This is a genomic window from Oricola sp. (assembly GCF_965230365.1).
In the GTDB taxonomy this organism is placed as follows: domain Bacteria; phylum Pseudomonadota; class Alphaproteobacteria; order Rhizobiales; family Rhizobiaceae; genus Oricola.
In genome coordinates this window covers 419,505-445,340 of record NZ_OZ246003.1, presented here as the reverse complement: position 1 = coordinate 445,340, position 25,836 = coordinate 419,505, and the positions used below count along the sequence as shown (strand labels likewise).

Annotated in this window: 25 protein-coding genes; 5 read left to right on the top strand and 20 right to left on the bottom strand. The window is 64.8% G+C overall.

Annotated elements, in window-relative coordinates; translation table 11 throughout:
* The first annotated feature begins 1 nt into the window (after position 1).
* Positions 2 to 619: a LysE family translocator gene (locus tag ACO06R_RS02085; RefSeq protein WP_421855508.1), complete on the top strand. Its 618-nt coding sequence runs from the start codon at positions 2 to 4 to the stop codon at positions 617 to 619.
* 639 nt (positions 620 to 1,258) lie between these two features.
* On the opposite strand, the gene ACO06R_RS02080 is transcribed toward ACO06R_RS02085, so the two are convergent.
* From ACO06R_RS02080 to rph, 8 genes are all read right to left on the bottom strand, one after another.
* Positions 1,259 to 1,663, bottom strand: coding sequence for a RidA family protein (locus tag ACO06R_RS02080; RefSeq protein WP_421855505.1), 405 nt, complete (start codon positions 1,661 to 1,663; stop codon positions 1,259 to 1,261).
* 183 nt (positions 1,664 to 1,846) lie between these two features.
* Positions 1,847 to 3,379, bottom strand: coding sequence for a YifB family Mg chelatase-like AAA ATPase (locus tag ACO06R_RS02075; protein WP_421855502.1), 1,533 nt, complete (start codon positions 3,377 to 3,379; stop codon positions 1,847 to 1,849).
* A 200-nt stretch (positions 3,380 to 3,579) separates the two neighbouring features.
* A complete protein-coding gene (gene gshB, locus ACO06R_RS02070; RefSeq protein WP_421855499.1) occupies positions 3,580 to 4,518 on the bottom strand; it encodes a glutathione synthase in 939 nt (312 codons plus the stop codon).
* A gap of 57 nt (positions 4,519 to 4,575) precedes the next feature.
* Positions 4,576 to 4,944, bottom strand: coding sequence for a YraN family protein (locus ACO06R_RS02065; RefSeq protein WP_421855496.1), 369 nt, complete (start codon positions 4,942 to 4,944; stop codon positions 4,576 to 4,578).
* Positions 4,937 to 5,833, bottom strand: coding sequence for a 16S rRNA (cytidine(1402)-2'-O)-methyltransferase (gene rsmI / locus ACO06R_RS02060; protein ID WP_421855493.1), 897 nt, complete (start codon positions 5,831 to 5,833; stop codon positions 4,937 to 4,939). The genes ACO06R_RS02065 and rsmI overlap by 8 nt, the downstream gene beginning before the upstream one ends.
* Positions 5,830 to 6,987, bottom strand: a complete 1,158-nt coding sequence (gene hemW / locus ACO06R_RS02055) for a radical SAM family heme chaperone HemW (RefSeq protein ID WP_421855490.1) — start codon at positions 6,985 to 6,987, stop codon at positions 5,830 to 5,832. The genes rsmI and hemW overlap by 4 nt, the downstream gene beginning before the upstream one ends.
* 17 nt (positions 6,988 to 7,004) lie before the next feature.
* Positions 7,005 to 7,658: a non-canonical purine NTP pyrophosphatase gene (locus tag ACO06R_RS02050; RefSeq protein ID WP_421855488.1), complete on the bottom strand. Its 654-nt coding sequence runs from the start codon at positions 7,656 to 7,658 to the stop codon at positions 7,005 to 7,007.
* Positions 7,659 to 7,660: 2 nt separating this feature from the next.
* On the bottom strand, positions 7,661 to 8,383 hold the full coding sequence (rph, locus tag ACO06R_RS02045) for a ribonuclease PH (RefSeq protein ID WP_421855485.1): 723 nt from the start codon (positions 8,381 to 8,383) through the stop codon (positions 7,661 to 7,663).
* 153 nt (positions 8,384 to 8,536) lie between these two features.
* On the opposite strand from rph, the gene hrcA reads away from it, so the two are divergent.
* Positions 8,537 to 9,604, top strand: coding sequence for a heat-inducible transcriptional repressor HrcA (gene hrcA / locus ACO06R_RS02040; RefSeq protein ID WP_421855482.1), 1,068 nt, complete (start codon positions 8,537 to 8,539; stop codon positions 9,602 to 9,604).
* Between the two features lie 11 nt (positions 9,605 to 9,615).
* On the opposite strand, the gene ACO06R_RS02035 is transcribed toward hrcA, so the two are convergent.
* Both ACO06R_RS02035 and polA read right to left on the bottom strand, forming a co-directional pair.
* A complete protein-coding gene (locus tag ACO06R_RS02035) occupies positions 9,616 to 10,365 on the bottom strand; it encodes a hypothetical protein (RefSeq protein ID WP_421855479.1) in 750 nt (249 codons plus the stop codon).
* A 98-nt stretch (positions 10,366 to 10,463) separates the two neighbouring features.
* Positions 10,464 to 13,379 carry a DNA polymerase I gene (polA, locus tag ACO06R_RS02030; protein ID WP_421855476.1) on the bottom strand — a complete coding sequence of 972 codons (2,916 nt, stop codon included), beginning with the start codon at positions 13,377 to 13,379 and terminating at the stop codon, positions 10,464 to 10,466.
* Positions 13,380 to 13,578: 199 nt separating this feature from the next.
* On the opposite strand from polA, the gene ACO06R_RS02025 reads away from it, so the two are divergent.
* Complete coding sequence (locus tag ACO06R_RS02025) at positions 13,579 to 15,429, top strand: L,D-transpeptidase family protein (protein WP_421855473.1); 1,851 nt, start codon at positions 13,579 to 13,581, stop codon at positions 15,427 to 15,429.
* A 28-nt stretch (positions 15,430 to 15,457) separates the two neighbouring features.
* Here ACO06R_RS02025 and ACO06R_RS02020 read toward each other — a convergent pair whose 3' ends face one another.
* The 5 genes from ACO06R_RS02020 to ACO06R_RS02000 form a co-directional block, all read right to left on the bottom strand.
* Positions 15,458 to 16,336 (bottom strand): SDR family oxidoreductase, encoded by an 879-nt coding sequence (locus ACO06R_RS02020; protein WP_421855470.1) that lies wholly within the window; start codon positions 16,334 to 16,336, stop codon positions 15,458 to 15,460.
* The gene (gene queG / locus ACO06R_RS02015) at positions 16,329 to 17,471 is read right to left on the bottom strand and encodes a tRNA epoxyqueuosine(34) reductase QueG (RefSeq protein ID WP_421855467.1); all 1,143 of its coding nucleotides are present in this window, start codon (positions 17,469 to 17,471) and stop codon (positions 16,329 to 16,331) included. The genes ACO06R_RS02020 and queG overlap by 8 nt, the downstream gene beginning before the upstream one ends.
* A gap of 49 nt (positions 17,472 to 17,520) precedes the next feature.
* Complete coding sequence (locus tag ACO06R_RS02010; RefSeq protein WP_421855464.1) at positions 17,521 to 18,210, bottom strand: glutathione S-transferase family protein; 690 nt, start codon at positions 18,208 to 18,210, stop codon at positions 17,521 to 17,523.
* Between the two features lie 69 nt (positions 18,211 to 18,279).
* Complete coding sequence (locus tag ACO06R_RS02005) at positions 18,280 to 19,218, bottom strand: carbohydrate kinase family protein (protein ID WP_421855462.1); 939 nt, start codon at positions 19,216 to 19,218, stop codon at positions 18,280 to 18,282.
* 19 nt (positions 19,219 to 19,237) lie between these two features.
* Entirely contained in the window at positions 19,238 to 20,344 is a 1,107-nt protein-coding gene (locus ACO06R_RS02000) for a Gfo/Idh/MocA family protein (protein ID WP_421855459.1), read from the bottom strand.
* A gap of 209 nt (positions 20,345 to 20,553) precedes the next feature.
* Between ACO06R_RS02000 and ACO06R_RS01995 the strand changes: the two genes are divergently transcribed.
* Positions 20,554 to 20,940 (top strand): bleomycin resistance protein, encoded by a 387-nt coding sequence (locus ACO06R_RS01995; protein WP_421855456.1) that lies wholly within the window; start codon positions 20,554 to 20,556, stop codon positions 20,938 to 20,940.
* 4 nt (positions 20,941 to 20,944) lie between these two features.
* Here the strand turns inward: ACO06R_RS01995 and ACO06R_RS01990 are convergent, their stop codons facing one another.
* From ACO06R_RS01990 to ACO06R_RS01970, 5 genes are all read right to left on the bottom strand, one after another.
* Positions 20,945 to 21,139: a hypothetical protein gene (locus tag ACO06R_RS01990; RefSeq protein WP_421855453.1), complete on the bottom strand. Its 195-nt coding sequence runs from the start codon at positions 21,137 to 21,139 to the stop codon at positions 20,945 to 20,947.
* A gap of 126 nt (positions 21,140 to 21,265) precedes the next feature.
* Positions 21,266 to 22,537: a hypothetical protein gene (locus ACO06R_RS01985; RefSeq protein WP_421855450.1), complete on the bottom strand. Its 1,272-nt coding sequence runs from the start codon at positions 22,535 to 22,537 to the stop codon at positions 21,266 to 21,268.
* 109 nt (positions 22,538 to 22,646) lie between these two features.
* Positions 22,647 to 23,273: an SAM-dependent methyltransferase gene (locus ACO06R_RS01980; RefSeq protein WP_421855447.1), complete on the bottom strand. Its 627-nt coding sequence runs from the start codon at positions 23,271 to 23,273 to the stop codon at positions 22,647 to 22,649.
* Positions 23,274 to 23,289: 16 nt separating this feature from the next.
* Positions 23,290 to 24,606, bottom strand: coding sequence for an alpha/beta hydrolase family protein (locus ACO06R_RS01975; RefSeq protein WP_421855444.1), 1,317 nt, complete (start codon positions 24,604 to 24,606; stop codon positions 23,290 to 23,292).
* A 105-nt stretch (positions 24,607 to 24,711) separates the two neighbouring features.
* Positions 24,712 to 25,317 (bottom strand): TetR/AcrR family transcriptional regulator, encoded by a 606-nt coding sequence (locus ACO06R_RS01970; RefSeq protein WP_421855441.1) that lies wholly within the window; start codon positions 25,315 to 25,317, stop codon positions 24,712 to 24,714.
* Positions 25,318 to 25,409: 92 nt separating this feature from the next.
* Between ACO06R_RS01970 and ACO06R_RS01965 the strand changes: the two genes are divergently transcribed.
* Positions 25,410 to 25,811, top strand: coding sequence for a hypothetical protein (locus tag ACO06R_RS01965; protein ID WP_421855438.1), 402 nt, complete (start codon positions 25,410 to 25,412; stop codon positions 25,809 to 25,811).
* Positions 25,812 to 25,836: the final 25 nt, after the last annotated feature.

The following is a 25,836-nucleotide window of genomic DNA, read 5'->3' as shown; positions in this document are numbered from 1 at the left end:
CATGACCCTCGCAGGTTTCGTCACCTATGCCGTGGCGCTCTCCATCGCCGCCGCGATCCCCGGTCCCGGCGTGATCGCGCTGGTGGCGCGCGCGCTCGGTTCCGGCTTCCGCCCAACCCTGCCGATGCTGTTCGGCCTGGCGCTCGGCGATGTCGTCTATCTTGGCGCCGCCGTGCTTGGCCTCGCTTACGTTGCAGCCACCTTCGGTGCTGCCTTTACCGCAATCAAATATCTCGGCGCGGCCTATCTCGTCTGGATGGCGATTTCGTTCTGGCGCGCTGGTGCGTCGACGGAGAAAGTGGCTGCCCGGTCCGCCGGCACCGCGTGGTCCGGTTTCGTCGCCGGTTTTCTGGTGACCATGGGCAACCCCAAGGTGATCATCTTCTATCTGGCGCTGCTGCCGGCGTTTCTCGATCTGTCGTCGGTTGGCGTCGCCGATTTCGCAGTGCTGATTGTGCTGACCTTCGCGGTGCTGGTCGGCGTGCTGCTGCCCTATGTCGCGCTCGCCGGCCGGGCGCGAACCATGCTGCAGACGCCGCGCGCGCTGGTCATGCTCAACCGTGTGGCCGCGACCTTCCTTGCCGGTGCGGCGGCGGCAATCGCCTCGCGGACGGGCTGAGCAAGGGCGCGCTCTGCTGCTTCCGCGCCACATTCCCTGAGACCGGATTGCTGATAGACTTTTTTGCTCGCGGCAAGCTATCCCGGTCTGGCTGCGCCAGCCGGGGCATCGCGAATGGAAGACGGGCGGTCAAAGCATCGCAACGTCTAAAAGGTATAGCGATCCTCGGACCGCCCGCTCGGTGGTCTTGCAGCTTCGGTCGGCGGCCCGGAACGAAGTCCGGGAAAACAAGACTGCGCGCGCCGCTTCATGCCGCCCTGCCGTGGGGGTTCATCACCCAGGTGAGTGACCTGACACCGCCGCAGGCCCTTCGCGTTCAGCACTCGAAACGAACCACTGGATCGTTTCGCCCGCTTGCGCGAGACGTGCTTCACCTTCGGGCGTTCGTCGTTCCAATCGACAGTTCGTTGCCGATGGACCGACCTGCGGGCGAGCACTCCTCACCCCAGCAGGCACCGTCCCTCTTCCGGGCGGTCGGTTCTAGACCCGGCTTCCAAAAGAAGGCGGGAGTGAGTCTAAGGGAGGTTTGAGGCTGGTGGATAGATTTTCGCGCTGCGCCCTGCCCGAGGGCGAGAGGCGGTTGTGAATTCGGGCCGGTTGAACCGGCAGCGTCGGCGCACCGGCCCGAAACGCAAAGGCTCAGTCGAGCTGCGCGGTGGCCTCGATCTCGATCAGGAAATCGGGCATGGCAAGCGACTGCACGCCGAGCAGCGTGTTGGCCGCCGGTATCGTGTCGCCGTAAAACTCCTGGACGGCGGGCCCGAACACGGCCAGCTGGTCGGGCGAATAGTTGACGATGTAAGTGCGCAACCGGACGACATTGGCCGGCGTCGCCCCTTGCGAGGCGAGAACCTCCTTCAGATTGGCGAAGCACTGGCGCGTCTGCGCGCCGAGATCGCCAGGCCCGACAAGGTTGCAGTCCTTGTCCCATGCGACCTGGCCGGCCAGATGCAGCAGGCGCTGCCCATTGCTTTCCACGGCATGCGAAAAGCCGAACTGGTTGGCGTTGTACATGCTCGGCGGATTGACGGCTTTGACGGACATTGTGATCTCCCTGTTCTTGTTGTCCGCCAGGAACCTAGAGCCAATCCTGCCGCTGCGATAGCCTCGGGCCGGCGGACAAGGCCGGCCTCTCGAAAAGGTGAACTGGAGCGCGCTTCGGTCAGCACGAAGCGCCCGAACCCGGTCTTTTGCACCGTGAACGGCATTGCGAAACGCTAACGGGTACTACGCCGCCGCCGCCAGCCGCTCGCCGGCCATGCGATAGGAGATCGCTTCTGCGACATGGATGCGGCCGGTGCGTTGCGCACCATCGAGATCGGCCAGCGTGCGCGCGACCTTGAGAATGCGGTGATAGCCGCGCGCCGAGAACTTCATCTGGTCGGCGGCATCCGCCAACAGTGTCTGCCCGCCATCGTCGACATCGGCGACCTCCTCGATCGCCGAAGCTGGGCAATGCGCATTGGTGGTGATGCCTGAAAGCCCGCGCGCGCCATAGCGGGTGGCCTGCATGGTCCGTGCCGCCGCCACCCTTTCGGCGACCGAGGCGCTGGCCTCGCCGGGCTTGGCCCGGATCAGGTCGCCCGGCGTGACGGCGGGCACCTCGACGCGCAGATCGATGCGGTCCATCAGCGGGCCGGAAATGCGCGCCTGGTAGGCGTCGCGACAACGCGGCCCGCGCGCGCAAGTGTGGCCCGGCTCGCCGGCCAAGCCGCAGCGGCACGGGTTCATCGCCGCGACAAGCTGGATGCGCGCCGGATAGGAAACCCGGTGATTGGCCCGCGCGATCACGCATTCGCCGGTCTCCAGCGGCTGGCGCAGCGAATCCAGCACCTGCGGGTGGAACTCCGGAAATTCGTCGAGGAACAGCACGCCATTATGCGCCAAGGACATCTCGCCCGGCCGGGCGCGAAAGCCGCCGCCGACCATCGCCGCCATCGAGGCGGAATGATGCGGCGCGCGGAACGGCCTGCGGTCCGACAATTTGCCGCCGGCCAGTTCGCCGGCGATCGAGGCGACCATCGACACGTCGAGCAGTTCGGGCGGAGACAAGGGCGGCAGGATCGACGGCAGGCGCTCGGCGAGCATCGATTTGCCGGAGCCGGGCGGGCCGACCATCAACAGATTGTGGCCGCCGGCCGCCGCCACTTCCAGCGCCCGCTTCGCCGTTTCCTGGCCGCGAATGTCGGAAAGGTCGGGCAGCGAGGCAGGCGGCTCGCGGCGCACCGGCAGCGGCCGCGACAAGACCTGCGTGCCGCGAAAATGATTGGCAAGCGAGATCAGCGAGGCGGGCGCGACGATATCGACATCTTCGCCCGCCCATGCCGCCTCCGGCCCGCATTCCTTCGGGCAGATCAGCCCCTTGCCCTGGGCGTTGGCGGCGATTGCCGCCGGCAGCACGCCGGCCACGGGCGCGATGGTGCCATCGAGCGACAACTCGCCGAGCACGGAGTAGGATGCCAGCACATCGCCGGGCACCGCGCCGAGCGCGGCCATCAGGCCGAGCGCGATCGGCAGATCGAAGTGTGAGCCCTCCTTGGGCAGGTCGGCCGGCGCAAGATTGACGGTCACCTTCTTGGGCGGCATCGACAGGCCCGACGCATGCAGCGCCGACTGGACCCGCTCGCGGCTCTCGGCGACCGCCTTGTCGGGCAGGCCGACGATCTGCATCAGTTTCTTGCCCGGCGCGACCATCACCTGCACGTCGACCGGCACGGCCTCGATGCCCTGAAACGCCACTGTCGAAATGCGAGACACCATCCGTCCGTCCCTGGTCGCCGGAATGTACCGGACCATTAAGACTCAGAAATGAGAACAAGACAAGAACAAAATTGCAATCGGCGGATGCATATTCCCTAGAGGCAGCACAACCGCTTGTCGAGGCGAAGCGATTGCCTAGAGTGCGACCGTTGTCGGCAGATGAAGCCGATGCGACAGGGCGGCCCGGTTGGCTCCTGCCCCTACCGCTTCGCTTCCACCGCGTCCCAGAACAGCGCGGCGATGTCGGCGCCGCCGAATTTCTTCACCTCGCGAATGCCCGTCGGCGAGGTGACGTTGATCTCGGTCATCAGCCCGCCGATCACGTCGATGCCGACAAGGATGAAGCCGCGCTCTTTCAAGGAAGGGCCGATGCGCGCGCAGATCTCCAATTCGCGCTCCGTCATGCCGGTCTTCAGCGCCTGCCCGCCGACATGCATGTTGGAACGCGCGTCGGTTTCCGACGGCACCCGGTTGATCGCGCCGACCGGCTCGCCGTCGATCAGGATGATGCGCTTGTCGCCGGCGCGCACCTCGGCAAGATAGCGCTGCACGATCAGCGGCTCGCGCGTCAGCTGGGCGAACATCTCCATCAGCGAGGTCAGGTTGCGGTCGCCGTCGCGCAGGTGGAACACGCCGGCCCCGCCATTGCCGTAGATCGGCTTGATGATGATGTCGCCATATTCCCTGCGGAACGCCCAGATCTCGTCGATGTCCTTGGTGATCAGCGTGTCCGGCATCAGGTCGGCGAACTCGGTGACGAAGATCTTCTCCGGCGAATTGCGCACCCAGGCCGGATCGTTGACGACAAGCGTCTCAGGGTGAATGCGCTCCAGAATATGCGTCGTCGTGATGTAGTTCATGTCGAAGGGCGGGTCCTGGCGCAGCAGCACCACGTCCATCTCGGCAAGGTCCGTGCGCACCGCCTCGCCGAGCGTGTAGTGGTCGCCCACGACATCATTCAGCGTCATCTTTTCAAGCGGCGCGGTGACCCGGCCGTTGCGCATCGACAACCCGTCCGGCGTGTAGTGATACAACTCGTGGCCGCGCTGCTGCGCTTCCAGCCCCATGGCGAAGGTCGAATCGCCCTCGATCTGGAGCGTCGAAACATGGTCCATCTGGATGGCGATTCTGAGCGGCATGGTGCGTGTCCTCGGAGCGTCGGAGCGATAAGTGGCGGTTTGCCGGCGGAAAATCAATCAGGGATATATGGACGCGATGTGCACCGGCCAGCGCCGCGGCAGGATGGCGATCATGTCGAAGCGCATCGACAGGCGGTCATGGTCGGGCTGGCGGGAAAGCCACAGGTCTGCCGCCGCCTCGATGCGGTGAAGCGCATAGGGTGTGACCGCGTCCATCGCCTCGTCCAGTGTCGGCCGCGCCTTGACCTCAACAATCGCGACGAGATCGCCGCGCCGCGCGATCAGGTCGATCTCGCCGGCCGGTGTCTTGTAGCGCCTGGCGACGATACGAAAGCCCTTCAGGCGCAGCGCAAAGGCGGCGAAAAGCTCGCCGCGATGACCGAGGCCATAGGCGGCGCGGCGTTTTCGTTTGCCGGCGTCATTCACGGCCGCCTTCCTTGAGTTCGAGCAGCCGCCGATAGAGATCCGTCTTGGGCAGGCCGGTGGCGTCGGCTGCCTCGCGCGCCGCCTTGGAGACGGGCATCGCGGAAAGAAGATCGCGCAGCAGTGTGTCGAGGCGTTCGCCGGCCCACATCTCGCCATCGTTTTCCGCCGGCGCGATCAACAGCACGATCTCGCCCTTGATCGTTTCGCTGCCGAATTGATCTGACAATTCCTTGGCGTTGCCGGCCGTGATGGTCTCGAAGCGCTTGGTCAGTTCACGGGCGACACAGACGGTGCGGTCGGGGCCGCAGGTCCCGGCAATGGCGGCCAATGTAGCGGCCAGCCGGTTGGGGGATTCGAATGCGATCAGCGTCGATGGCGAACCGGCCAGTTCCGCCAGCCGGTCGCGGCGCGCTTTTTCCTTGGCCGGCAAAAAGCCGATGAAACGGAAATCGTCGCTCGGCAGGCCCGATGCCGCAAGCGCAGCCAGCGGCGCCGAAGCGCCGGGCACCGGGATGACGCGATGGCCCGCCAAGCGCGCCTCGCTGACCAGCCGGTAGCCCGGATCGGAGACGAGCGGCGTGCCGGCGTCCGACACCAGCGCGACGGCCTTGCCTTCAGCCAGCGCGGCGAGCAGTCTCGGCCCTGCCTCGCGCGCATTGTGCTCGTGATAGGCGACGGGCTTGCGGGAAATCCCGTAGCGCTCCAGAAGCCGGCGCGTGATGCGCGTGTCCTCGCAGGCCAGCATGTCGCAGGCGGCGAGCGTTTCCAGCGCCCGGATGGTCACATCGCCCAGATTGCCGATCGGCGTCGACACGATATGGAGCCCCGGCTCCAGCGGCGGCGCGGTCAGCACGTGCCCGCCGACCAGGAATGTGCGCGCCGCGCTCATGCCGCCAGCTCCGCGACAACGGCGTTCAGCACCAGCCGGCCCGCCGGTGTCGCCCGGATGCGGCTGTTGGAGAGCGGCTCGACCAGTTTTTCGCGTTGCAGGGTTTCAAGCCGCCCGGTGTTGAAGCCGCGCCCGGCCAGCGTCTCGTAGCGCGCCAGGTCGATGCCCTCGGCGAGCCTGAGCCCCATCAGCAGCATCTCGTCGGCCTGCGCTGCGGTATCGAGTGTTTCTTCTTCGACGACGCCATGACCGTGTTCGGTGACGGCGGAAAGCCAGCGTTCGGGATTGCGCCCGGCCATGGTCACGCGCTTCGATCCGCCGTCGACGGCAAAGCGCCCATGCGCGCCGGGGCCGGTGCCGACATAGTCGCCATAGCGCCAATAGGTCAGATTGTGACGTGACTGCGCGCCAGGCGCCGCATGGTTGGAGATCTCGTAGGCCGGCAGGCCGCGCGCTGCCGTGATTTCCTGTGTCAGCGCATAGAGTTCGGCGGCGCGGTCCTCGTCCGGCATGGCGATACGGCCCGCCGCATGCAGCGCCTTGAACGGCGTGCCGTCCTCGATGGTCAGCTGGTAGAGCGACAGGTGATCGGCGGCAAGCGCGATCGCTTCGCCGAGTTCCGCCTGCCAGGCCGCCGGCGTCTGGCCGGGCCGGGCATAGATCAGGTCGAAGGACAGGCGCGGAAAGGTCGCGCGCGCCATCTCGATCGCCGCCCGCGCCTCCTTCGTGTCGTGCAGGCGGCCGAGCCATTTCAGGTCGGCATCGTTCAACGCCTGGATGCCGAGCGACAACCGGTTGATCCCGGCGGCGCGGTAGCCGGCGAAACGGTCCGCGTCGGCCGAGGACGGATTGGCCTCCATGGTGATCTCGATGCCGTCTTGAAGGCCCCACAGATCGTCGGCGACCGAAAGGATCGCGCCGACGGTCTCCGGCTGCATCAGCGACGGCGTGCCGCCGCCGACGAAGACGCTGGTCACCTGGCGCGGCCCGGTCCAGTCGCGCATCGTCGCCATTTCGCGCGAGAATGCCCCGGCAAAAACCTGCTGGTCGACGCCGCCATGGCGCACATGCGAGTTGAAATCGCAATAGGGGCACTTGGCGGCGCAGAACGGCCAGTGGACATAGATCCCGAAGCCGGGCGTCCCGTCATCCATCTGCCGCGCGCCGCCGCTCATTCGGCCCCGAGCTTGGCTTTCGCGAATGTCGCAAAGGCGCGCGCGCGGTGCGACAGGCCGAGATCGCCGCGCCCGGCCTCCCAGGCGTGCTTCTCCGAGGCCGGCATTTCGCCGAAGGTCTGGTCGAAACCGTCCGGCATGAACACCGGATCGTAGCCGAAGCCCATTTCGCCGCGCGGCGGCCACACCAGCTGGCCGTCGACCTCGCCGCGAAAATACTCGGCGTGGCCATCGGGCCAGCACAGGCACAAAACGGCGACGAAGCGGCCGGTGCGCTGATCGGGCGCGGTGGCGCCTTTGGCCTGCAGCTTTTCCTCGACATTGCGCATCGCCATGGCGAAGTCGCGTCCGCCTTCCGGCAGTTCGGCCCAGTCGGCGGTGTGCACGCCGGGCTCGCCGCCGAGCGCGTCGACGCACAGCCCGCTGTCGTCGGACAGGGCCGGCAGGCCGGTCGCCGTGGCCGCCGCATGGGCTTTGGTGTAGGCGTTTTCCTCGAAGGTTGTGCCGTGCTCTTCCGGCTCGGCAAGCCCCAGTTCGCCGGCCGAACTGACCGTAAAGCCGAACGGCCCGATCAGTTCGCGGATTTCCTTCAGCTTGCCGTCATTGTGGGTGGCCAGCACCAGCTTGCCGGGCTCAAGGTCGCGGGTCACGATCAGGCTCCGATCGCCTGCTTCTGCAGGTCGACGAGTTGCGTGATGGCGTTTGACGCCATGTCGCACAACGTGTCGAACTCGGCGCGCGAAAACGGCGCGCCCTCTGCCGTGCCCTGCACCTCGACGATGCCGCCGCTGCCGGTCATGACGAAATTGGCGTCGGTCTCGGCGTTCGAATCCTCGTCATAGTCGAGATCAGTGACCGCCTGCCCGGCGAAGATGCCGCAGGAGACGGCGGCGACATGGTCCTTCAGGATACGCGTCCTGGAGGCCATCTGGCGCTGGTGCATCCAGTCGAGGCAATCGTGCAGCGCCACCCAGCCGCCGGTGATCGCCGCCGTGCGCGTGCCGCCATCGGCCTGGATCACATCGCAATCGATGGTGATCTGGCGCTCGCCCAGCGCCTCCAGGTCGACAATGGCCCGCATCGAACGACCGATCAGCCGCTGGATTTCCAGCGTTCGCCCGCCCTGCTTGCCGGATGACGCCTCGCGGCGCATGCGATCGGTGGTCGAGCGCGGCAGCATGCCGTATTCCGCCGTCACCCAGCCTCGCCCGCTGTTGCGCATCCACGGCGGAACGCGCTCTTCCAGGCTTGCCGTGCACAGGACATGGGTGTCTCCGAATTTGACCAGGCAGGAGCCTTCGGCGTGTTTGGACACGCCGCGCTCGAACGAGACACTGCGCATCTGGTCGGACATGCGTCCGGAAGGGCGGGACATGAAAACCTCTTCGTCATTGGGGTGCTGCGCTGTTCTAGATCGTGTCGGACGGAAATGGAAACGGTTCTCGCCGGCGCATCACATTGCGGCTTACATTTTTTCGCCAATGCTTCTTATATTGGCACCATGAGCGACCGTGTTTCGACAACTCCAATGCAGGCAGGCAGCGAATTCACCTCCGAACTCGACGACCGTTCGCGCGACGTGTTCCGGCTGATCGTCGAAAGCTATCTCGAGGAAGGCGAGCCGCTCGGCTCGCGAACCTTGTCGCGAAAGCTGCCGCGATCGCTTTCGCCGGCCTCGGTGCGCAATGTCATGAGCGACCTTGAGGCGCTGGGCCTGATCTATTCGCCTCATGTGTCCGCCGGCCGGCTGCCGACGGAGCAGGGGTTACGTTTTTTCGTCGATGCGTTCATGGACACCGGCGAGGTCAGCGAAAACGAGCGCAAGCTGATCGAATCGCAGGTCAAGCGTGACGGCGGCGGCTCGGTCGAGAAACTTCTGACCGACGCCAGCCAGATGCTGTCCGGCATGTCGCGCGGCGCGGGTCTGGTGCTGGCCTCCAAGCGCGAGGGCATTCTCAAGCATATCGAGTTCATCCGCCTTGAGGAAAACAAGGCGATTGCCGTGCTTGTCTGGGACAGCGGCGATGTTGAGAACCGGGTCGTCGAACTGCCGGCCGGGATCACCGCCGGTCAGCTCGCCGAGGCCGCCAACTATCTGAACCATCATGGCCGCGACAAGAGCCTGTCGGATGCGCGGACCGTCATCGAGGAGCGCCGCGAGGCGCTGCAGCTCGAACTGGATGCCGTCAGCGCCGACCTGATCGACCGTGGGCTTGCGGTCTGGTCCGGCAGCGAGATCGGCCAGCCGTCGCAACTGATCGTGCGCGGCCGGTCGAACCTGCTGGAAGATGTCCAGGACCAGGAGCAGATCGAGCGCCTGAAGCTGCTGTTCGACGAACTGGAGCGCAAGGACGAGATCGTCCGCATGCTCGACGTTACCGAGGCGGGATCGGGCGTACGCATCTATATCGGTTCGGAAAACCGGCTTTTCTCGCTGTCCGGCTCGTCGCTGGTGGTCGCGCCCTATCGCGATGCCAATCGCCATGTCGTCGGCGCCATCGGTATCATCGGCCCCACCCGGCTCAACTATGCGCGCATCGTCCCGGTGGTCGACTATACCGCGCAGCTGATCGGCAAGATGATCGAGAAGGGCTAGGGCTTCAGCCCTCAGCCATATTTCGCAAGCGCCTCGGCAACTTCCATCTTCGGCACGCGCAACGTGCCGTCGCCGGCAGGCTGCGCCGCCTCCATGTCGAGATTGAAGATCTCGAAAGAATGTTTGGCGGCCGGATCGAGGCCAAGAACGATCGCGTCGAATGTGTATGCCGGTTCTTCGGCGATGAACCAGTGCACATTGTCCTCGTCTTCGCCTATGGAAGACAGGTCGCCGGGCAGGATGCGCTTGTCGATGCTCGGCCTGACCGTCAGCGCATCGTCGTCGCGCGCGATCTGATCGTATTGGCGCAGCCTGAACGCGCCGGTGAGCGGCAGATGCGCCGAGACCATGTTGGCATGACCGTGCGGGATGATCGAGCGGCCGCGGTCGACGGCAAACAGCTTGGCGATGAAGCGCAACCGCCGCACCTCGTCGCCGAAACGGATGCGCGTGGTCGCGACGCCAAGATCGGCGAAGCCGGTTCTTGCGGCCAGCGTGTCGAAATCGATCGCCGCCATTACGTCCTGTTCGGAAACGCGTGAAAAAAGCGCGTCCATGCCGGCGCGCCATTCGGCGACCGTAAGCGTCTCACCGCGCAAGGCGCCGGCCAACTCGTCGATCCGCGCGGCAAGGCGGATCGTCTCGCGGCCCGCCGACCCGGCGAAGGCCTGCGCGCCGACGCCAAGGCCGACCAGCGAGGTCAGCGCGCCGAGCCGGGCCACGAGAGTACGTCGTGTCAGGTTGTCGCAAAACGTGTCCATGAGGCCGATCTTACCATAAGGAAGGCGTGCGGACACGGCTTCGGCGCGCGAAACCGGAACGCCGGTCTTGCCGCAGGGTCAAATCGCCCTGGCGGCCATCAATGCGCCTCGTCCCAGTTGGCGGCGGCAGCCGCGTCGACTTTCAGCGGCACGGCCATGGCAATCGCCGGCATGGCGGCGTTCTCCATCACTTCGCGCACCACCTCGATGGTCTTGTCCGTCTCGGCGTCCGGCACCTCGAAAATCAGTTCATCATGCACCTGCAGCAGCATCCGTGCCGCCAGTCCGGCATCGTCGAGTGCTGCATCCATGCGCACCATCGCCCGGCGGATGATGTCGGCGGCCGAGCCCTGGATCGGCGCGTTGATCGCCGCCCGCTCGTTGAAGGCGCGCACCTGCGGGTTCGACGACTTGATCTCTGGATAATGCGCCCGGCGCCCAAAGATCGTCTCCACATAGCCGTTCTCGCGCGCAAACGCCTTGGTGGCGTCCATATAGTCCTTGATGCCGGGAAAGCGCTCGAAATAGGTCTTGATGTAGTCGCCGGCCTCCGACCGCTCGATGCCGAGCTGATTGGCGAGCCCGAAGGCCGAAATGCCGTAGATGATGCCGAAATTGATCGCCTTGGCCCGCCGCCGCACTTCCGAGGGCATGCCGTCGACCGGCACGCCGAACATTTCCGAAGCGGTCATGGCGTGAATGTCGACGCCGTCGGCAAAGGCCTGTTTCAACTGCGCGATATCGGCGACATGGGCGAGCACGCGCAGTTCGATCTGGCTGTAGTCGGCCGAGATCAAGGTGTTGCCTTTTTCGGCCACGAAGGCGGTGCGGATGCGCCGGCCCTCGGCCGTGCGGATCGGGATGTTCTGCAGGTTCGGTTCAGACGAGGCGAGCCGCCCGGTCGATGTCGCCGCCAGCGAATAGGACGTGTGCACCCGCTTTGTTTCCGGGTTGATATAACCGGGCAGGGCGTCGGTATAGGTCGATTTCAGCTTGGTGAGCTGCCGCCAGTCGACGATGCGGCGCGGCAGTTCGTGGCCTTCGGCGGCCAGATCCTCCAGCACCTGTGCCGAGGTCGACCACTGGCCCGACTTGGTCTTCGAGCCGCCGGGCAGGCCCATCTTGCCGAACAGGATCTCGCCAAGCTGCTTCGGCGAGCCGATGTTGAAGGTTTCGCCCGCCATGTCGTGGATTTCGGCCTCGATCGCCGCCGCCTTTTGCGCGAACTCGCCCGAAAGACGGCTCAGGATCTGCCGGTCAACCGAAATGCCGCGTGCTTCCATATTGGCGAGCACGGCGACCAGCGGTCGTTCCAGGCGCTCATAAACGGCGGTCATGCCGCGCGCGACAAGCTGCGGCTTCAAGACCTGCCACAAGCGCAATGTGATGTCGGCGTCCTCGGCGGCATAGGCGGTCGCTGTCTCCAGATCGATCATGTCGAAGGTCAGCTGTTTCTTGCCGGTGCCGGCGATGTCCTTGAAGGCGATCGGCTTGTGGCCGAGCCAGCGTTCCGAAAGCGCATCCATGCCGTGCCCGCCGGTGCCCGCGTCGATAACATAGGACATCAGCATCGTGTCATCGAGCGAGGCGATGGTGATGCCGTAGCGGCGCAGCACCAGCCAGTCATATTTCAGGTTCTGCCCGACGACGAGGATGGACTCGTCTTCCAGCAGCGCCTTCAGCCGGTCCAGTGCGGCGTCTGCCGGGATCTGGTCTTCGACCAGGCCGCCGCCGAGCAGATCGTCATTGCCGCTCTTGTGGTTGAGCGGCACATAGGCCGCCTCGCCGGGTGTCGAGCACAGCGAAAAGCCGGCCAGTTCCGCCTGCATGGCGTCGAGCGAATTGGTTTCGGTGTCGAAAGCGACAACGCCGGCGGTGCGCGCTTTGGCGATCCACGCATCGAGCGTGTCGAGGTCGCGGATACAGGAATAGGCACCGGTGTCGAACTTGCCGGCGGCGGCTGCCTCGGCGCGCTTCGCCGCCAGGCCGGCCGGTGTCATCGCGCCGCCCGCGTCGGAGGCGGTCGCGGCGTCGGCCTTTGCCTGCCCCTCGTCGAGATCCGGGCCGCGCGCCGCGCCTCCCGCCTCGACCGCCACATCGGCAGCCTCCACGTCACCGGCCTCGGTTCCGGTCGCCTCGGCGACGCGCCGGGTCAGCGAGTTGAACTCCATCGCCTTCAGGAAGGCGACCAGCCGGGGCCCGTCTTGCGGTTCCAGCTTCAGGCCGTCGAGGCCGATGTCGACCGGTGTGTCGGTCTTCAGCGTCACCAGTTCGCGCGACAGGCGCGCCTGGTCGGCAAAGGCGATCAGGTTCTCGCGCCGCTTGTTCTGCTTGATCTCCGCGGCCCGCGCCAGCAGCGTGTCGAGGTCGCCGTAATCGTCGAGCAGTTGCGCCGCGGTCTTCGGTCCGATGCCGGGAACGCCCGGGATGTTGTCGGTGGAATCGCCGGTCAGCGATTGCAGGTCGATCATCTTGTCCGGCGCCACGCCGAATTTTTCGATCACCTGGGCGGTGCCGATCTGCCGGTCCTTCATCGAATCGTACATCGAGACGTGCTCGGTGACGAGTTGCATCAAATCCTTGTCCGACGAGATGATCTTCGTGTGGGCGCCGACCGCCTCGGCCTGGCGGGCATAGGTGGCGATGATGTCGTCGGCCTCGTAGCCCTCGATCTCGATGCAGGGCAGATTGAAGGCGCGCGTCGCCTCGCGGATCAGTCCGAATTGCGGCACCAGGTCTTCCGGCGGGTCGGACCGGTTGGCCTTGTATTCCGGGTAGAGATCCTTGCGGAACGTCTTCGACGAATAATCGAAAATCACGGCAAAATGGGTGGGCGTGACGCCGGCCTGCGTGTCGCGGGCCTCTTGCAGCAATTTCCAGAGCATGTTGCAGAAGCCGGCCACCGCGCCGACCGGCAATCCGTCCGATTTGCGTGTCAGAGGCGGCAGGGCGTGGAATGCCCGGAAAATATAGGCCGAGCCGTCGACGAGGAAGAGATGATCGCCTTTGTTCATGGCCTCAGCCATAGACCAGGATTGCCGCGAAACAAACCATTTCCGCAACCGCGAAGACAGTTCGCGGTGTGACCGAATGCACGCATGCTCGCAAAAAAGTGATGCCAGTTGATGGGGGGACTCACTCTTTATAAACCATCTTGTATTGGTTAGTGTGGTCCAGGGGCATACAGCGAACGCAATGGGGTCCGCTTTGGATATGAAACGCTTTACCGCCATCCTGATTGCAACGGTGATCGCGCTGCCGGCGTTGCCCGAGGCCGTGCCTGTTGCAAAATCGCAGTCTCTGGTCGATCTGCTGTTCAACGGCGAGCGCCGTGCCAAACGCAAGCGTCAGCGCCAGGTTACGGTGAAGCGCGCGCCGCGCAAGATCGCGCGCATTTCGTCGCCCCGCTACTACACTTATTCTGCCGCGCCGCTGACCACGGTCGCGGTTGCGTCCATGCTGCCGGCGGCAACTGTCGACACGCTGGAACCGAGCCTCGATTTCGAAACGAAACGGTTTGCGGAAGCCGCCGCGCTAAGCTCCGAACTGCGCCTGCCCATCGAAAAGGAAATCGCCGACGCACTGAAGGCGCATTACGCCGACAACCCGACCTTCATCTGGTCGCGCGGTTCGGCTCCGACAGGCCACGCGCGCGCTGTCGCCGCGCTGTTCGCCGAAGCCGGCGATCATGCGCTGGTTGCCGCCGACTATGACGTGCCGATCCCGCCGGACGGCTGGTCGATGGACGCACCCGCCGCCCGCGCCGCCGAACTGCTCGAATTCGAGATGCTGATGTCGGCGCGTGCCGTCCGTTACGCGATGGACATGCGCGACGGCGTTATCCTGCCCAACAAGCTCAGCGGCTATCACGATTTCCCGCGCGCCCGGATGACGGCTGCCGAAGCGATCGCCGGACTGGCGGAGGCCGAAGACCCGGTGCTTTATCTGAAGAGCCTCGAGCCGCAGCATCCGGCCTATGGCAATCTGAAGCGCGAACTCGCCGCCCTGCGGGCGGAGGAGGTCGAGGAAATCGTCATACCGAAGGGAACGTTCGCCAGGCTCGGACAGACCGAGGAAGCGCTGCCGCTGATCATGAAGGCGCTGCGCCGCAAGGCGACCGAAGAGACCCGCGCCAAGCATGCCGCGACATTCGCCGAATATATGGGCGACGACCTCTATGACGAGGCAATCGTGGCGCTGGTGCGCGACTTTCAGCGCGACAACGGCCTGTCGGCCGACGGCATTATCGGCAAGAACACCGTGCGCTACCTGACCGATGTCGGCCACTCGACCAAGATCGACCGCATCGAACTGGCGCTTGAGCGCATGCGCTGGCACCCCGAGGAATTCGGCGAGCGTCATGTGCAGATCAACCAGCCCGCCTATCGCGCCACCTATTCGGAGAATTTCCAGGATACGTTGCCGATGCGCGCGATCGTCGGCAAGAAAGCGAACCAGACCAGCTTCTTCCACGACGAGATCGAGATGGTGGTCTACAATCCCTATTGGGGCGTGCCGCAATCGATCATCGTCAACGAGATGTTGCCGCGGCTCTACCGCGATCCGGGCTATCTGGATCGCGCCGGCTATGTCGTGACCAATGCATCCGGCAAGCGGATTGCGTCGGCCAATGTCAATTGGGGCCGTTACGCCGGCAAGGTGCCATACAATGTGCGTCAGAAACCCGGCCCGAAAAACGCCCTGGGCGAGTTGAAGATCCTGTTCCCCAACAAGCACGCGATCTACATGCACGATACGCCGTCGCGCAATCTGTTCGGCAACGAGCAGCGGGCGCTCAGCCATGGCTGCGTGCGCCTGCAGAAGCCGCGCGAGATGGCCGCCGCCGTGCTCGGCAAGAGCGTCGACCACGTCGTGTCGCATCTGGGCGGATATGAGCATCAGGAAGATCTGGAGGCCAAGGTCCCGGTCTATATCTCCTACTACACCGCCTGGCCGACGGACGATGGAACCGTGGAGTATTTCCCGGACATCTACGACCGTGACATGTATCTCGGCCGCGCCGTGCAGTCGCTGCGCAAGGTACGCGAGATCGGAGACGCCTGACGAGGGCCAGTCGGGAGAGGCGCTGGCGTCAGCGCCAGTTCCCGTCCGTCCACATGCGTGTCAGCGCGTCACGATAGGTGGCGTGCGCAAACGTAAACCCGGCCGCCTTCACCTTGGCATTGGAAACGCGCTTGTTCTCGCCATAGAACGAGCGCGCCATGGGCGACAATTCGGCGGTTTCGAAATCGATTTCGGGCGGCGGCTCCTTCCCCATCAGCTTGCTGGCAAAGGCCACGACTTCCTGCGGCGGCGCGGGTTCGTCGTCGGTGATGTTGAAGACCCCGCCGGTGCGCGCTTCGCCGAGGAACACAAGCGCCCGTGCGATGTCCTCGACATGGATGCGGTTGAACACCTGGTCTTTCTTGACCAGCCGGCGCGCCTTGCCCTTTTCCAGGTTGATCAACCCGTTGCGGCCCGGCCCGTAGATCCCCGAAAGGCGCAGGATCGCCAGCGGCTTGCCGGTGGTTTCGGCCAGCACGCGCCATGCTTCTTCGGCGGCGACCCGCTGGATCGAACGCTGTGAGACCGGCCGACACTCCGTTTCCTCGTCCACCCAGGCACCGTCATGATTGCCGTAGACGCCGACCGTCGACAGATAGGCGATCCATTCGAGTTTCGGCATCGACGCGATAGCCGTCGCGAAGTTTGTCAGCACCGGGTCGCCGGTTTCGCCCGGTGCGATCGAGATCACCAGATGCGTTGTACTTGCGAGCGCCTGGGCGATGTCGTCCGTCGCCACGCCGTTGAACACAAGCGGCGCGATCCCGTCGTCGCGCAGGGCGTCGGCCTTCTCAGCCGAGCGCGTGGTGCCGACAACCTTGTGCCCGGCCTGCGCGGCCAGACGGCCGAAGGCGCGCCCCGAAAAACCCGCGCCGAAGATGAAGTAGGATGAAGCCCCGTCAGTCATGCATGTCCCCTGTCGCGCGCGACCACTCCGCGCGCACCTCCTTGTCTTTCTCGTGCAGGTAGCGGGCGTCGCGCTCGGCGTCCAGCCGTGCCTTGCCGGCAAGCCGGGAAAATGCCCAGACCGCCGCGCCGCGTACCACCGGATCGCCGTCGTCCAAATGCGGCGCGACGTCGTCGGCGTGCTCCGGCCGCCCGCTATTGCCGGCGGCGATCAGCACATTGCGGATGAAGCGGTTGCGGCCGATCCGCTTGATCGGCGAGCCGGAAAACCGCGCCCGGAACGCGGCATCATCGAGCGTCAGCAATTCGGCGATCGGCGGGCTGATCAGGTCGTCGCGCGCCCGCAATTTCGCCTCGGCGGCGGTCGCGGCGAACTTGTTCCAGGGGCAGACCGCCAGGCAGTCGTCGCAGCCATAAATGCGATTGCCCATCGCGGCGCGGAACTCATCCGCGATTGGCCCGGCATGTTCGATGGTCAGGTAGGAGATGCAGCGCCGCGCGTCGAGCTGGTAGGGCGCCGGAAACGCGTCCGTCGGGCAGATGTCGAGACAGGCCCGGCACGACCCGCAATGGTCGGTCTCCGACGCATCTGCCGGCAGCGCCATGTCGGTGAAAATCGACGCCAGAAAGAACCACGAGCCAAGCTCGCGGCTGACGAGGTTGGTGTGCTTGCCCTGCCAGCCGAGCCCGGCCGCGGCGGCCAGCGGTTTTTCCATCACCGGCGCAGTGTCGACGAACACCTTGACCTGCGCGCCCGTCCTGGCGGCGAAGCGTCCTGCCGCCTGCTTCAGCTTGCCCTTGATGACATCATGATAGTCGCGGTTCTGCGCATAGACCGAGATCGTCGCGCGGTCCGTCTTCTCCAGCGCGGCCAGCGGGTCGTTGCCGGCCTCCGGCGCATAGTTGAAGGCGGCCATCACGACCGATCTGGTATCCGGCCACAGCACCAGCGGATCGGCGCGCCGGTCTTGCGTTTCGGCCATCCAGCTCATGCTGCCGTGCCGGCACTCGGCAAGGAATGTGTCGAGGCGCGGTGCGGTCGTGGCGGCGACGTCCGGCGCGGCCACGCGCGCCGCGCTGAAGCCCTCGCGCGTCAACTCGCCCAGCAGGAAGTCCTTTGCCCTTTGCGCATCCATGGCGCGCCTTTTGACGCATTCCGCCACGGGCCGCAAACCGGACGCAGGATCAGAAATCGAGATCCGCGTAGTGCGAGGCCGGCGGCAGGCCGCGCACCCGGTCGCCGAGAATGTCGCGGAACGCCGGGCGCGACTTGATGCGTTGGTACCAATCGCGCGCCGCAGGCTCGGCCGTCCAGTCGATTTCGCCGAGATAGTCGAGGACGCTGATGGTCGCAGCGCCGGCGAGATCGGCGCTGGTCAGCACATCGCCGGCGAGCCAGTCGCGTGCCTGCGACAACCAGCCGACATAGCGCATATGCTGGCGAATATTGGCGCGCGCGGCCCTGAGCACCGCGGAATCCGGCGCGCCACCGCCATTGCCGGCCGGCATCTGCAGCTTGAACACCCGCTCGCGCACCAGGCCTCGCGTGACATCCGCCTCGGCCTTGACCAGAAACCAGTCGATCAGCCGGCGCACCTCGGCCCGGCCAATTGGATTGTCCGGCATCAGCCGGTGTCCGCGATGCATCGCGCCCGTCGTCTCGTCGACGAATTCTGCAATCGCATATGCGCCGATGATCGGCGCGCCGGTGTGATCGACCAGCACGGGCAGTGTGCCGGCCGGATTGATCTGCATGAACTCGGCGCGGCGTTCCCAGGGCCGTTCCTCGTACAAATCCGGCTCGATGTCGTATTCGCTGACGAGCAGCCGCACGAAGCGGGACGCGGCGGACATGGGGTGGTGAATCAACTGCATCGAATCAAGAACCGGCTCCGAAGTCGCGCTGTTCTAATGCTTTTTGCACTGCGAGCAAATCTCCGGTCGTCAACCTGTGAAGGCTTCGATATCCGCCAGGGTCGGCAGGTTGGCGCCGCGTCGCGTGCAGGTGACAGCCGCCGCCTTGATCGCGAAGCCGGTCATCGCGGCCAGATCCGCGTCCGGCGCCCTTTCCTTGTCGGCCAGCCCCTGTGCGCCGAGCCAGTGCAGGCAGGCCGCCTGGAACGTGTCGCCCGCGCCAACCGTGTCGACGACTGCGACATCGAGGCCGTCGACACGCACCGTGCGCCCGTCCGCCGAACAGGCCAGCGCGCCATCGGCGCCGAAGGTCACGCAGACCAGCGCCGCGCCCGCGGCCAGCGCATCGGCGACGAAAGCGTCGGTCCCGCCATCGGGGTAGAGCTGCGCCACGTCCTCGTCGCTGCCCTTCACGAAGCCGGCCAGCGCCGTCATTGCTGCGAACGTCGCCCGCCAGGCATCGATGTCCGGCTCGATCATCGTCCTGAGATTGGGATCGTAGGAGATGAAGCGCGCCCTGCACTCGCGCGCCGCAAGCGTCGCCAGCGCCGTCGCGGTCGGCTCCAACACGGTGGAGTAGGAACCGAAATGCAGCACTTGCAGGGCGGCGTCCAGCGAAGCCGGCAGGTCATCGACCGTTACCGAGCAGTCGGCGGTCTGCTCGGTGTAGAAAGCGTAGTCGGCGCTGCTGTCGTCCTTCAGGCCGATCACCGCCAGCGTCGTGTTTTGTGCGGTATCGACGCACAGGCTGCGATCGATGTTGTTGTCGTCCATGAAGGCCGCGATCCGCCGGCCGAACATGTCGTGCGAGACGCGCGTGAAAAAGCGGGCGTGGTTGCCCATGCGCGCCAGCCCCAGCGCCACATTCAGCGGCGAACCGCCGACATGACCGTCGAGCGCGATGCCGAATCTGTCGCTGGAGGGACTGGAAAACAGGTCGAACAGGCTATCGCCGCAGCAAAGATACATGACCGGATATCGTCGGCTTTCAGCTTTGGCCCTTCATGTGAACGACGATGCCTTCGCGGATGGACCGTTCCGCAGCGGCGCCCATTTCTACCGCGATCGCGCCGTCACGCAAGCTGACATCGGGTTTACCGCCATGGCGCAGGATGTTGGCGAACTTTTCGTGCTGGAAGAACGTGCCGCCGTGATGATCGCCCGCGCGCAGGATCTCCTCGTCGACATGAACCGCTTCGCGTTTCGGCGCCTTGTCGCGGCGCGAAGAAATGATGATCTCTGAAACCCGCTCCGCCCCGCCCGGCCAGAACCGCGCCGGGCCCGGCACCACCGCTTCGATCTTGCCGGCGTCGCCGGTCACCGAGACATGCTCCTGGTAGTAGGAACCCTCGGCGAACATGCAGAGATCGAGCGATGCGCGCATGCCGTTGGCGAAGTCCACGATAACGAGGGCATTGTCGAGAATGTCGGGCGTCGCCCCGTCGTGATCCTCGTCCAGATGGTTCACGTCCTGCGCGCCGGAGGCGAAAATCCGAACCGGTTCGCTTTGCGTCACCAGCCGCATCAGGTCGAAGAAATGGCAGCATTTTTCGACCATCGTGCCGCCGGAACGGGCATTGAAACGGTTCCAGTTGCCGACTTTTTGCAGGAACGGATATCGGTGTTCGATAATCGACACCATTCTCGGGTTTCCGGTCGCGCCGGCCTTCACCTCGTCGACCAGGCGGGCGACGGGCGGCATGTAGCGATACTCCATCGCCACCCAGATCGGCGATTGCCGGCCATTCGCCCGGTTTGCGATCGCCCAGGCGTCGTCGGCGGTCGTGCATGAGGGTTTTTCCAGCAGCACGGGCAGTTGCGTCGCCAGGAGATCGTCCATGACCGAGCGATGCGTGTCATTGGGACTGGCTACCACCACCGCGTCGGCCACGCCGCCGGACAGAATGGCGCGGTAATCCTCCAGGATTGCGGCGTCGCCAAAGCCACTCTGTTTGGCCAGCAGCCCGGCCGAATGGCGCATGGTCGCGTCGGTGTCGGCGATCGCCGTGACCTGGGCGCCGGGCAGCAACGCGATGTTGCGGATGTGCTCCTGACCCATCATTCCGGCACCGATAATCGCATAACGCAGTGACATTTGTGTCGGGTTCCCCGGTTTGCGGTTCCGCGAACTATCGCGGCATGCGCGAGACGGCAAGCGCGAATGTATCAATCGTGGATGAATTTAGCTTATCGGGCCTTTTTGACAAGCCGGCGCGAATAGCGCGAGGCTTGTCTTCACATACCGGCGGCTGGCGCGTATTCCTTTGTGAGCCGCGGAGCGAAGTCAAATGGAGGGATCAGCGCATGGCGAACATCAAATCGATTACGCCTTTCGTGCTGACGGCCGACATGGATCGGGCATTGGCGTTCTACGAGGGCCGGCTGGGGTTTGAATGCACGTTTCGGGCCGACAACTACGCCTATGTCAGGCGGGAAGGAGCAGCCATCCGGTTGATCGAGGTCGGTTCCGAAATCGATCTCGGCGACCAGCGCCGGCAAAACTCCTGCTACATCGATGTCGAGGATGTCGACGCGCTGTACCGGGAACTGGAGCCTCGCTTGTCGGAGCTCGCCGCGAGCCGCCTGCGCACGCCGTTCGACCAGGACTATGGCCAGCGCGAGTTTCATGTTGCCGATGAGGATGCGACATTGCTCATGTTCGGCGCACCGGTCGCCGCATCGGAGGACTGACGCTTCAGCGCAAGGGCTGGAACATCGACCTGACCGCGTCGAAGTCGTAGGCTTCCAGCGCTTCTGCGATTCTCGCCGCGTTTTCCTGCAGCTGCGCAAACGTGTGTTTCGAACCCGCCGGGCACGACAGTGCCCGGTCGTCGTCCGAAGCCGCCGGTCCTGCCATTGTGTCGGTTATCGGGCTTTCGAATTCCGTCACGTTCGCGCTCTCCCTTGAAACATATTAAGATCCATATATGGCACAGTAAGGGGGAATTGAAGTGGCGCGGCGCGATTCAATCGCCGCGCCTTGCCTAACCTGTCGAAAATTTCTTCGCCTGGCCTGTCAGGTGAAAATCAGCGTCTGGTTTTCAGCCCTGGCCTGTGCTCGCGAATAGCTGACGGAGTGAACGGTCTTGCCGTTCGGGTCGAGCAACCGGATTTTGCCGCCCTTGTTGCTCAATTGTGCCCCGTCGCCGGTCAGAATGAAGGAATGCGGCACGCCCGGCAGCAACTGGGCGCTTGCCAACACCTCGGTTTTTTCGTTCCTGTCGCGGATCATCCAGTTCGCCGCATCGATCGGGGTCGCGCCTGTGTTGACCAGCGTGACCGCCTCCTTGCCTGGATCGTGCGAAATCGGATTGACCAAGGCCGCCAAGATGCGCACGCTGCCCGTTACTGGCCCGTTCCCACCGCCGGGAAGCGGCTGGTCGGTGACTGGATCCGCCGCGCCCTTGAACACCGGATAGAAGGTGCGGATATGCCGATTGTTGGGCGACCGGAAGACCTTCATCTGGTAGCTGGCGCCCTCGATGACGGCGATCTTGGGCGCATTGGCGCCGATATGGGCGCGCACGGTGCCGAGCGCCATCAGGCATTCGGCGCTGCAGCCGACAAAGAAGCCGCCGATCTTCTTGTGCAACGGCCGCACCGCATTGGCGTCGTAGTCCGGCGCGTTCCACTTGTAGGCGATGGTTACGCTTTCGGGGAACTTGAGCTGTCGATCGCCCTGCTTCGCGCCCGTGTAGACGATGCGGTCGTCTGACAGGCCGGGAACCGTGTCGAGCCCGCCATCGACTGCGCGCGCAAAGCCGTCATCGAGCCAGTATTTGTACCAGAAGTGATAGCCTTGGACCTTGCCGCCTTCCTGCTCGCCGACCAGCACATGCTCGAAGCCGGACAACTCCGGATCGCCACCGGATTCGAACGTCCGGAACCAGTGGTCCATCAGCACATTGTGCCAGCGCTCGTCGGACATGTTGGCATCGCCGGTGCGATCGCCGATATAGTCGCGCGCGATCCGCATCGGCGGCGCATCGAATATCGCGGAAAGAAAGGCGTGCCGTTCGGTGCGCTCTTCCGGCGTGTCGACCTCGCGGGCGGCTTCGGGCAGCGCATAATTGTTGAACAGCTTGCGCACCAGATGATAGCTGTCCTGCTTGTTGTCGGGGATGACGACTTCCGGCAGGACTTTGAGGTCCGGATCGCTGTCGGCGACCAGATCTGCGTTGACCTTCACATAGCCGGCATCGGCGTCGCCGGCCTCATTGTCCAGGATGGGTTGTATACCGTTTGTCTGCTGATCGGCATTCCAGATCTGCTGATAGATATCGGCCATCTCCGTCCTCCTTTGGCTTCAAGACGGGTCAGCCTAGATGCGTCATGCGACAGGACTGAGTAACCGGCCCTAGAAACTGCCGCGCGGTTTGTTCCGGCGCGAACCGGCTCTAAGCACCGCGCTTGCGGGCGACGAGTTGCACCGTCGCCGCCTCGCCGCGATGGCGGGGGCCTTCGGCCAGCATGCGCAGCGACTGTTGCAGCAGCACGATATCGAGTTCCGCGAAATGGCGCTCCAGCATGGCGCGGGTAAAGAGCATCTCCGGCACCTTCGGTCCACCGGAATCGAAGTCCATCTGGTCGAGATGGTAGCCTTCCAGGATCAGCAGCCCTCCGGGCTTCAGGCTGCGCGCGATCGTCGCGTGAAAGCGCTCGCTGAGCGGCGAGCGGAAATGCATGAACGAAACGGCGGCAAGGTCGAACGCCGCCTCCGGCCAGTCGGTCGCAAAGAAGTCGGCGACGACCGCGTTGATGGTCACGCCGCGCGCGGCGGCGAGCCGGCGCGCCTTTTCGACCGCCGGCTCGGAAATGTCGACGGTCGTCACCGCGTAGCCAAGCGCCGCCAGGAAAACGCCGTTGCGCCCCTCGCCATCGGCCGGCGCGAAGGCGGTCTGCCCCGGCCGCGCGGCCGGGGCGGTCGCCCGCAGGAAGTCGTTCGGCTCCGTCCCGAACAGATAGTCGGGACGGTCGTAACGCTCGTTCCAGAACTCGGCCTGGTTTGGCGGCGCTTCGCTCACGGGCTTCGGCTCTGCCTTACTGCGGTTCGCCGTGCATCAACGACAGGCCCTTGGCGCTGCGGCTGGCAAAGCCCTTCCAGTAGGTGTGCTCGGGCTTCTCCGTGCCGTCCTCGTTGACCGCATAGACGCCGTCGCCGGCGTTTTCGATCAGATCGAGATAGGCATCCATGCCGGCATCGCCCTTCACGTGTTTGCCGAGGAAGGCGGTCGCGAAGTGCTGCATGATGTTGTTCATGCGCAGCGTATCCCAAACCGCGTCGGCATAGTGCTCGAACGGCACGAAGTCGAGATTGTCGACCGGCTCCCACGATTCGGACGGTGCCGGCATCGGCGCGGCGGCGTTGTGGTTGGCGTTTTCGAAGGTCAGCAGGTAGCGCTCGGTATTGACGCTCGCCTCGTACATCGCCTTGACGCCTTTTTCATAGCCCGACACGTCATCGACGCTGCCCGCGACATACATGATCGGCTTGCGCACACCGGCCAGGCCATCGGCGTCCCAGAAACCGGTCCTCATGCCCCACGGTGCGATCGCGATTGTCGCCTTGATGCGGTCGTCCATCAGCGCCTCGTGGCTGTCGCTGCCGGCCAGATGCACTTCCAGCGTGCCGCGCGGCGCGCCCCAGGACAATTCGGTCGACGCCTGGGTGACGCCGCCGCCAGACGTGATCACCGCCCCGTAGCCGCCCATCGAATAGCCGATCAGGCCGACATTCGATGTGTCGGCGACACCGTTCAGGAAGCTGTCGGCGCTGCCCGACATCCGCTCCATCTCGTTCAGCACGAAAAGCTGGTCGAGGGTCCGGTTGACCAGCGTCGAACCGAACTTGGTCTGGTCGTTATAAGTGGAATCGGTGTGGTCGATGGAGGCGACCACATAGCCCTTGGTGGCGAGGTTTTCGGCCAGATGGCTGAGCAGGAAGCGGTTGCCGGGATAACCGTGCGAGATCAGCACGAGCGGCATCGGCGCATCCACGCTGGCAGGCGCGGCGTCGCGGATGGCGCGACCATGGATATCGACCTCGGTCTTGCCATCGCGCAGGAACACCCGGTAGGCCGGTCCTTCGGGTGCCTCGGCATCGGCTGCGGCCGGATACCAAACCTCGACGGTCAGCGGCCGGTCATAGCGCGGCAACTCGCCTTCCTCTCCGACATTGACGATGTCGATCTGGCCCGGATTGCTGAGCTCGACGGTTCGCACGCCGATCTTCGTGTCGCCGAAGGCGGCGAGTTCAGGCGCGTCCGGCCGGGTGCGGTCGATGCGGTTTTCCTGGGCCATGGCCGTCGTTGATATCAGAATCGCGGCGGGCAGGGCGAGGCGGGCAAGATGTTTCATCGGGCAATCCCTTTGGTTTCAGTTTGGAGCCGCCCCATACAAAGCACCTGTGACAATCTGGTGTCACCTTGCGCTGCGAAATGACTTGTCGCTTGTCCGCCGCTCTCAAGCCGCGTGGAGAACGCGCATGGCGGCGACTGCGCGGGCGCTGCGTGTCGCTGCCTCGCTTTCGCCCGGTATCGGGGTGACTCCGATGGCGCGCCGGATCTGCAGATCACCAATCAGGAGATTGATATACGTATCCGCCGCTTCCTGCGGGTCGGTGACCGTCATCTTGCCGGCGCGCGCAGCTGCCGCAAACAGGTTAGTCAGCAGCGGCAGGATGGCGTTGCGGCCGTGCTGCGCGATGGTCTTGCCGAGCGTGCCGGTCTCAAACACGTCGCCCGCCGCTGCGCGGTTGAGCGCCACCGCCTTCTCGCCGCAGACGATGCCGATCAGCACCGGGCCCAGCCGCGTCAGCGCGTCGAGCGGGTCGTGATCCTCCGCCAGCGCCGATTGCAGGAGTTCGCGCGCCTCCTTGGCGTTGTCCTCGACTAGCGCACCGAACAGGGTCTGTTTGTTGCCGAACCACTTGTAAAGCGTCTCGTTCGACGCTTTCGCTCGGCGCGCGATCTCCAGCATCGAGGCGGCCTTGTAGCCCTTCTCGGCCAGTACCTCAAACGCTGCCTCCTTGATGGCGGCGCGCCGTCGCGCCGCGTAGCTGTCTGCCATGGTCTGCAATCCTGCCCCGGTGTCCGAATTGACTCGAGACGTAAAGTACTTTACGGATATGTCAAATCGTACACAATTATACGGAGATTGCCATGCCAACATCGACGCCGACCCGTGCCGCCCTTGTCGTGCTTGCGACGACGCAAACAGTCATGCTTGCCGCCATGCTCGCGAAAGTGCCGCCGCACCCGCCCTTCGAGATCCCCCTGTTTGCGCTTGGGCCGTTTCTGGGTGCGGCCATTGCTATCGCCCTGGCGGCGCTGGTCATGGGTGACGAGACGACCCGGATTGGACGGTTGCTGGCCCTGACCGCCGCGGTCCTTGCAGCCCTGTCATTCGGCCCGCAGAAGTATCTCGATCCCGCCTTCGACCGCATCTGGCCGGCGGTTCTGGTCTCACAGGCCGCGATTGTGACGATTGCGGTTCGTCTGTTGCCGCAATTTGCCCGGCGATCGGCAGATACAGAAACCAAGGCGCCGAAGGCAGAAGCCTGATCGCAGCTGGCGACGACCTGTCACA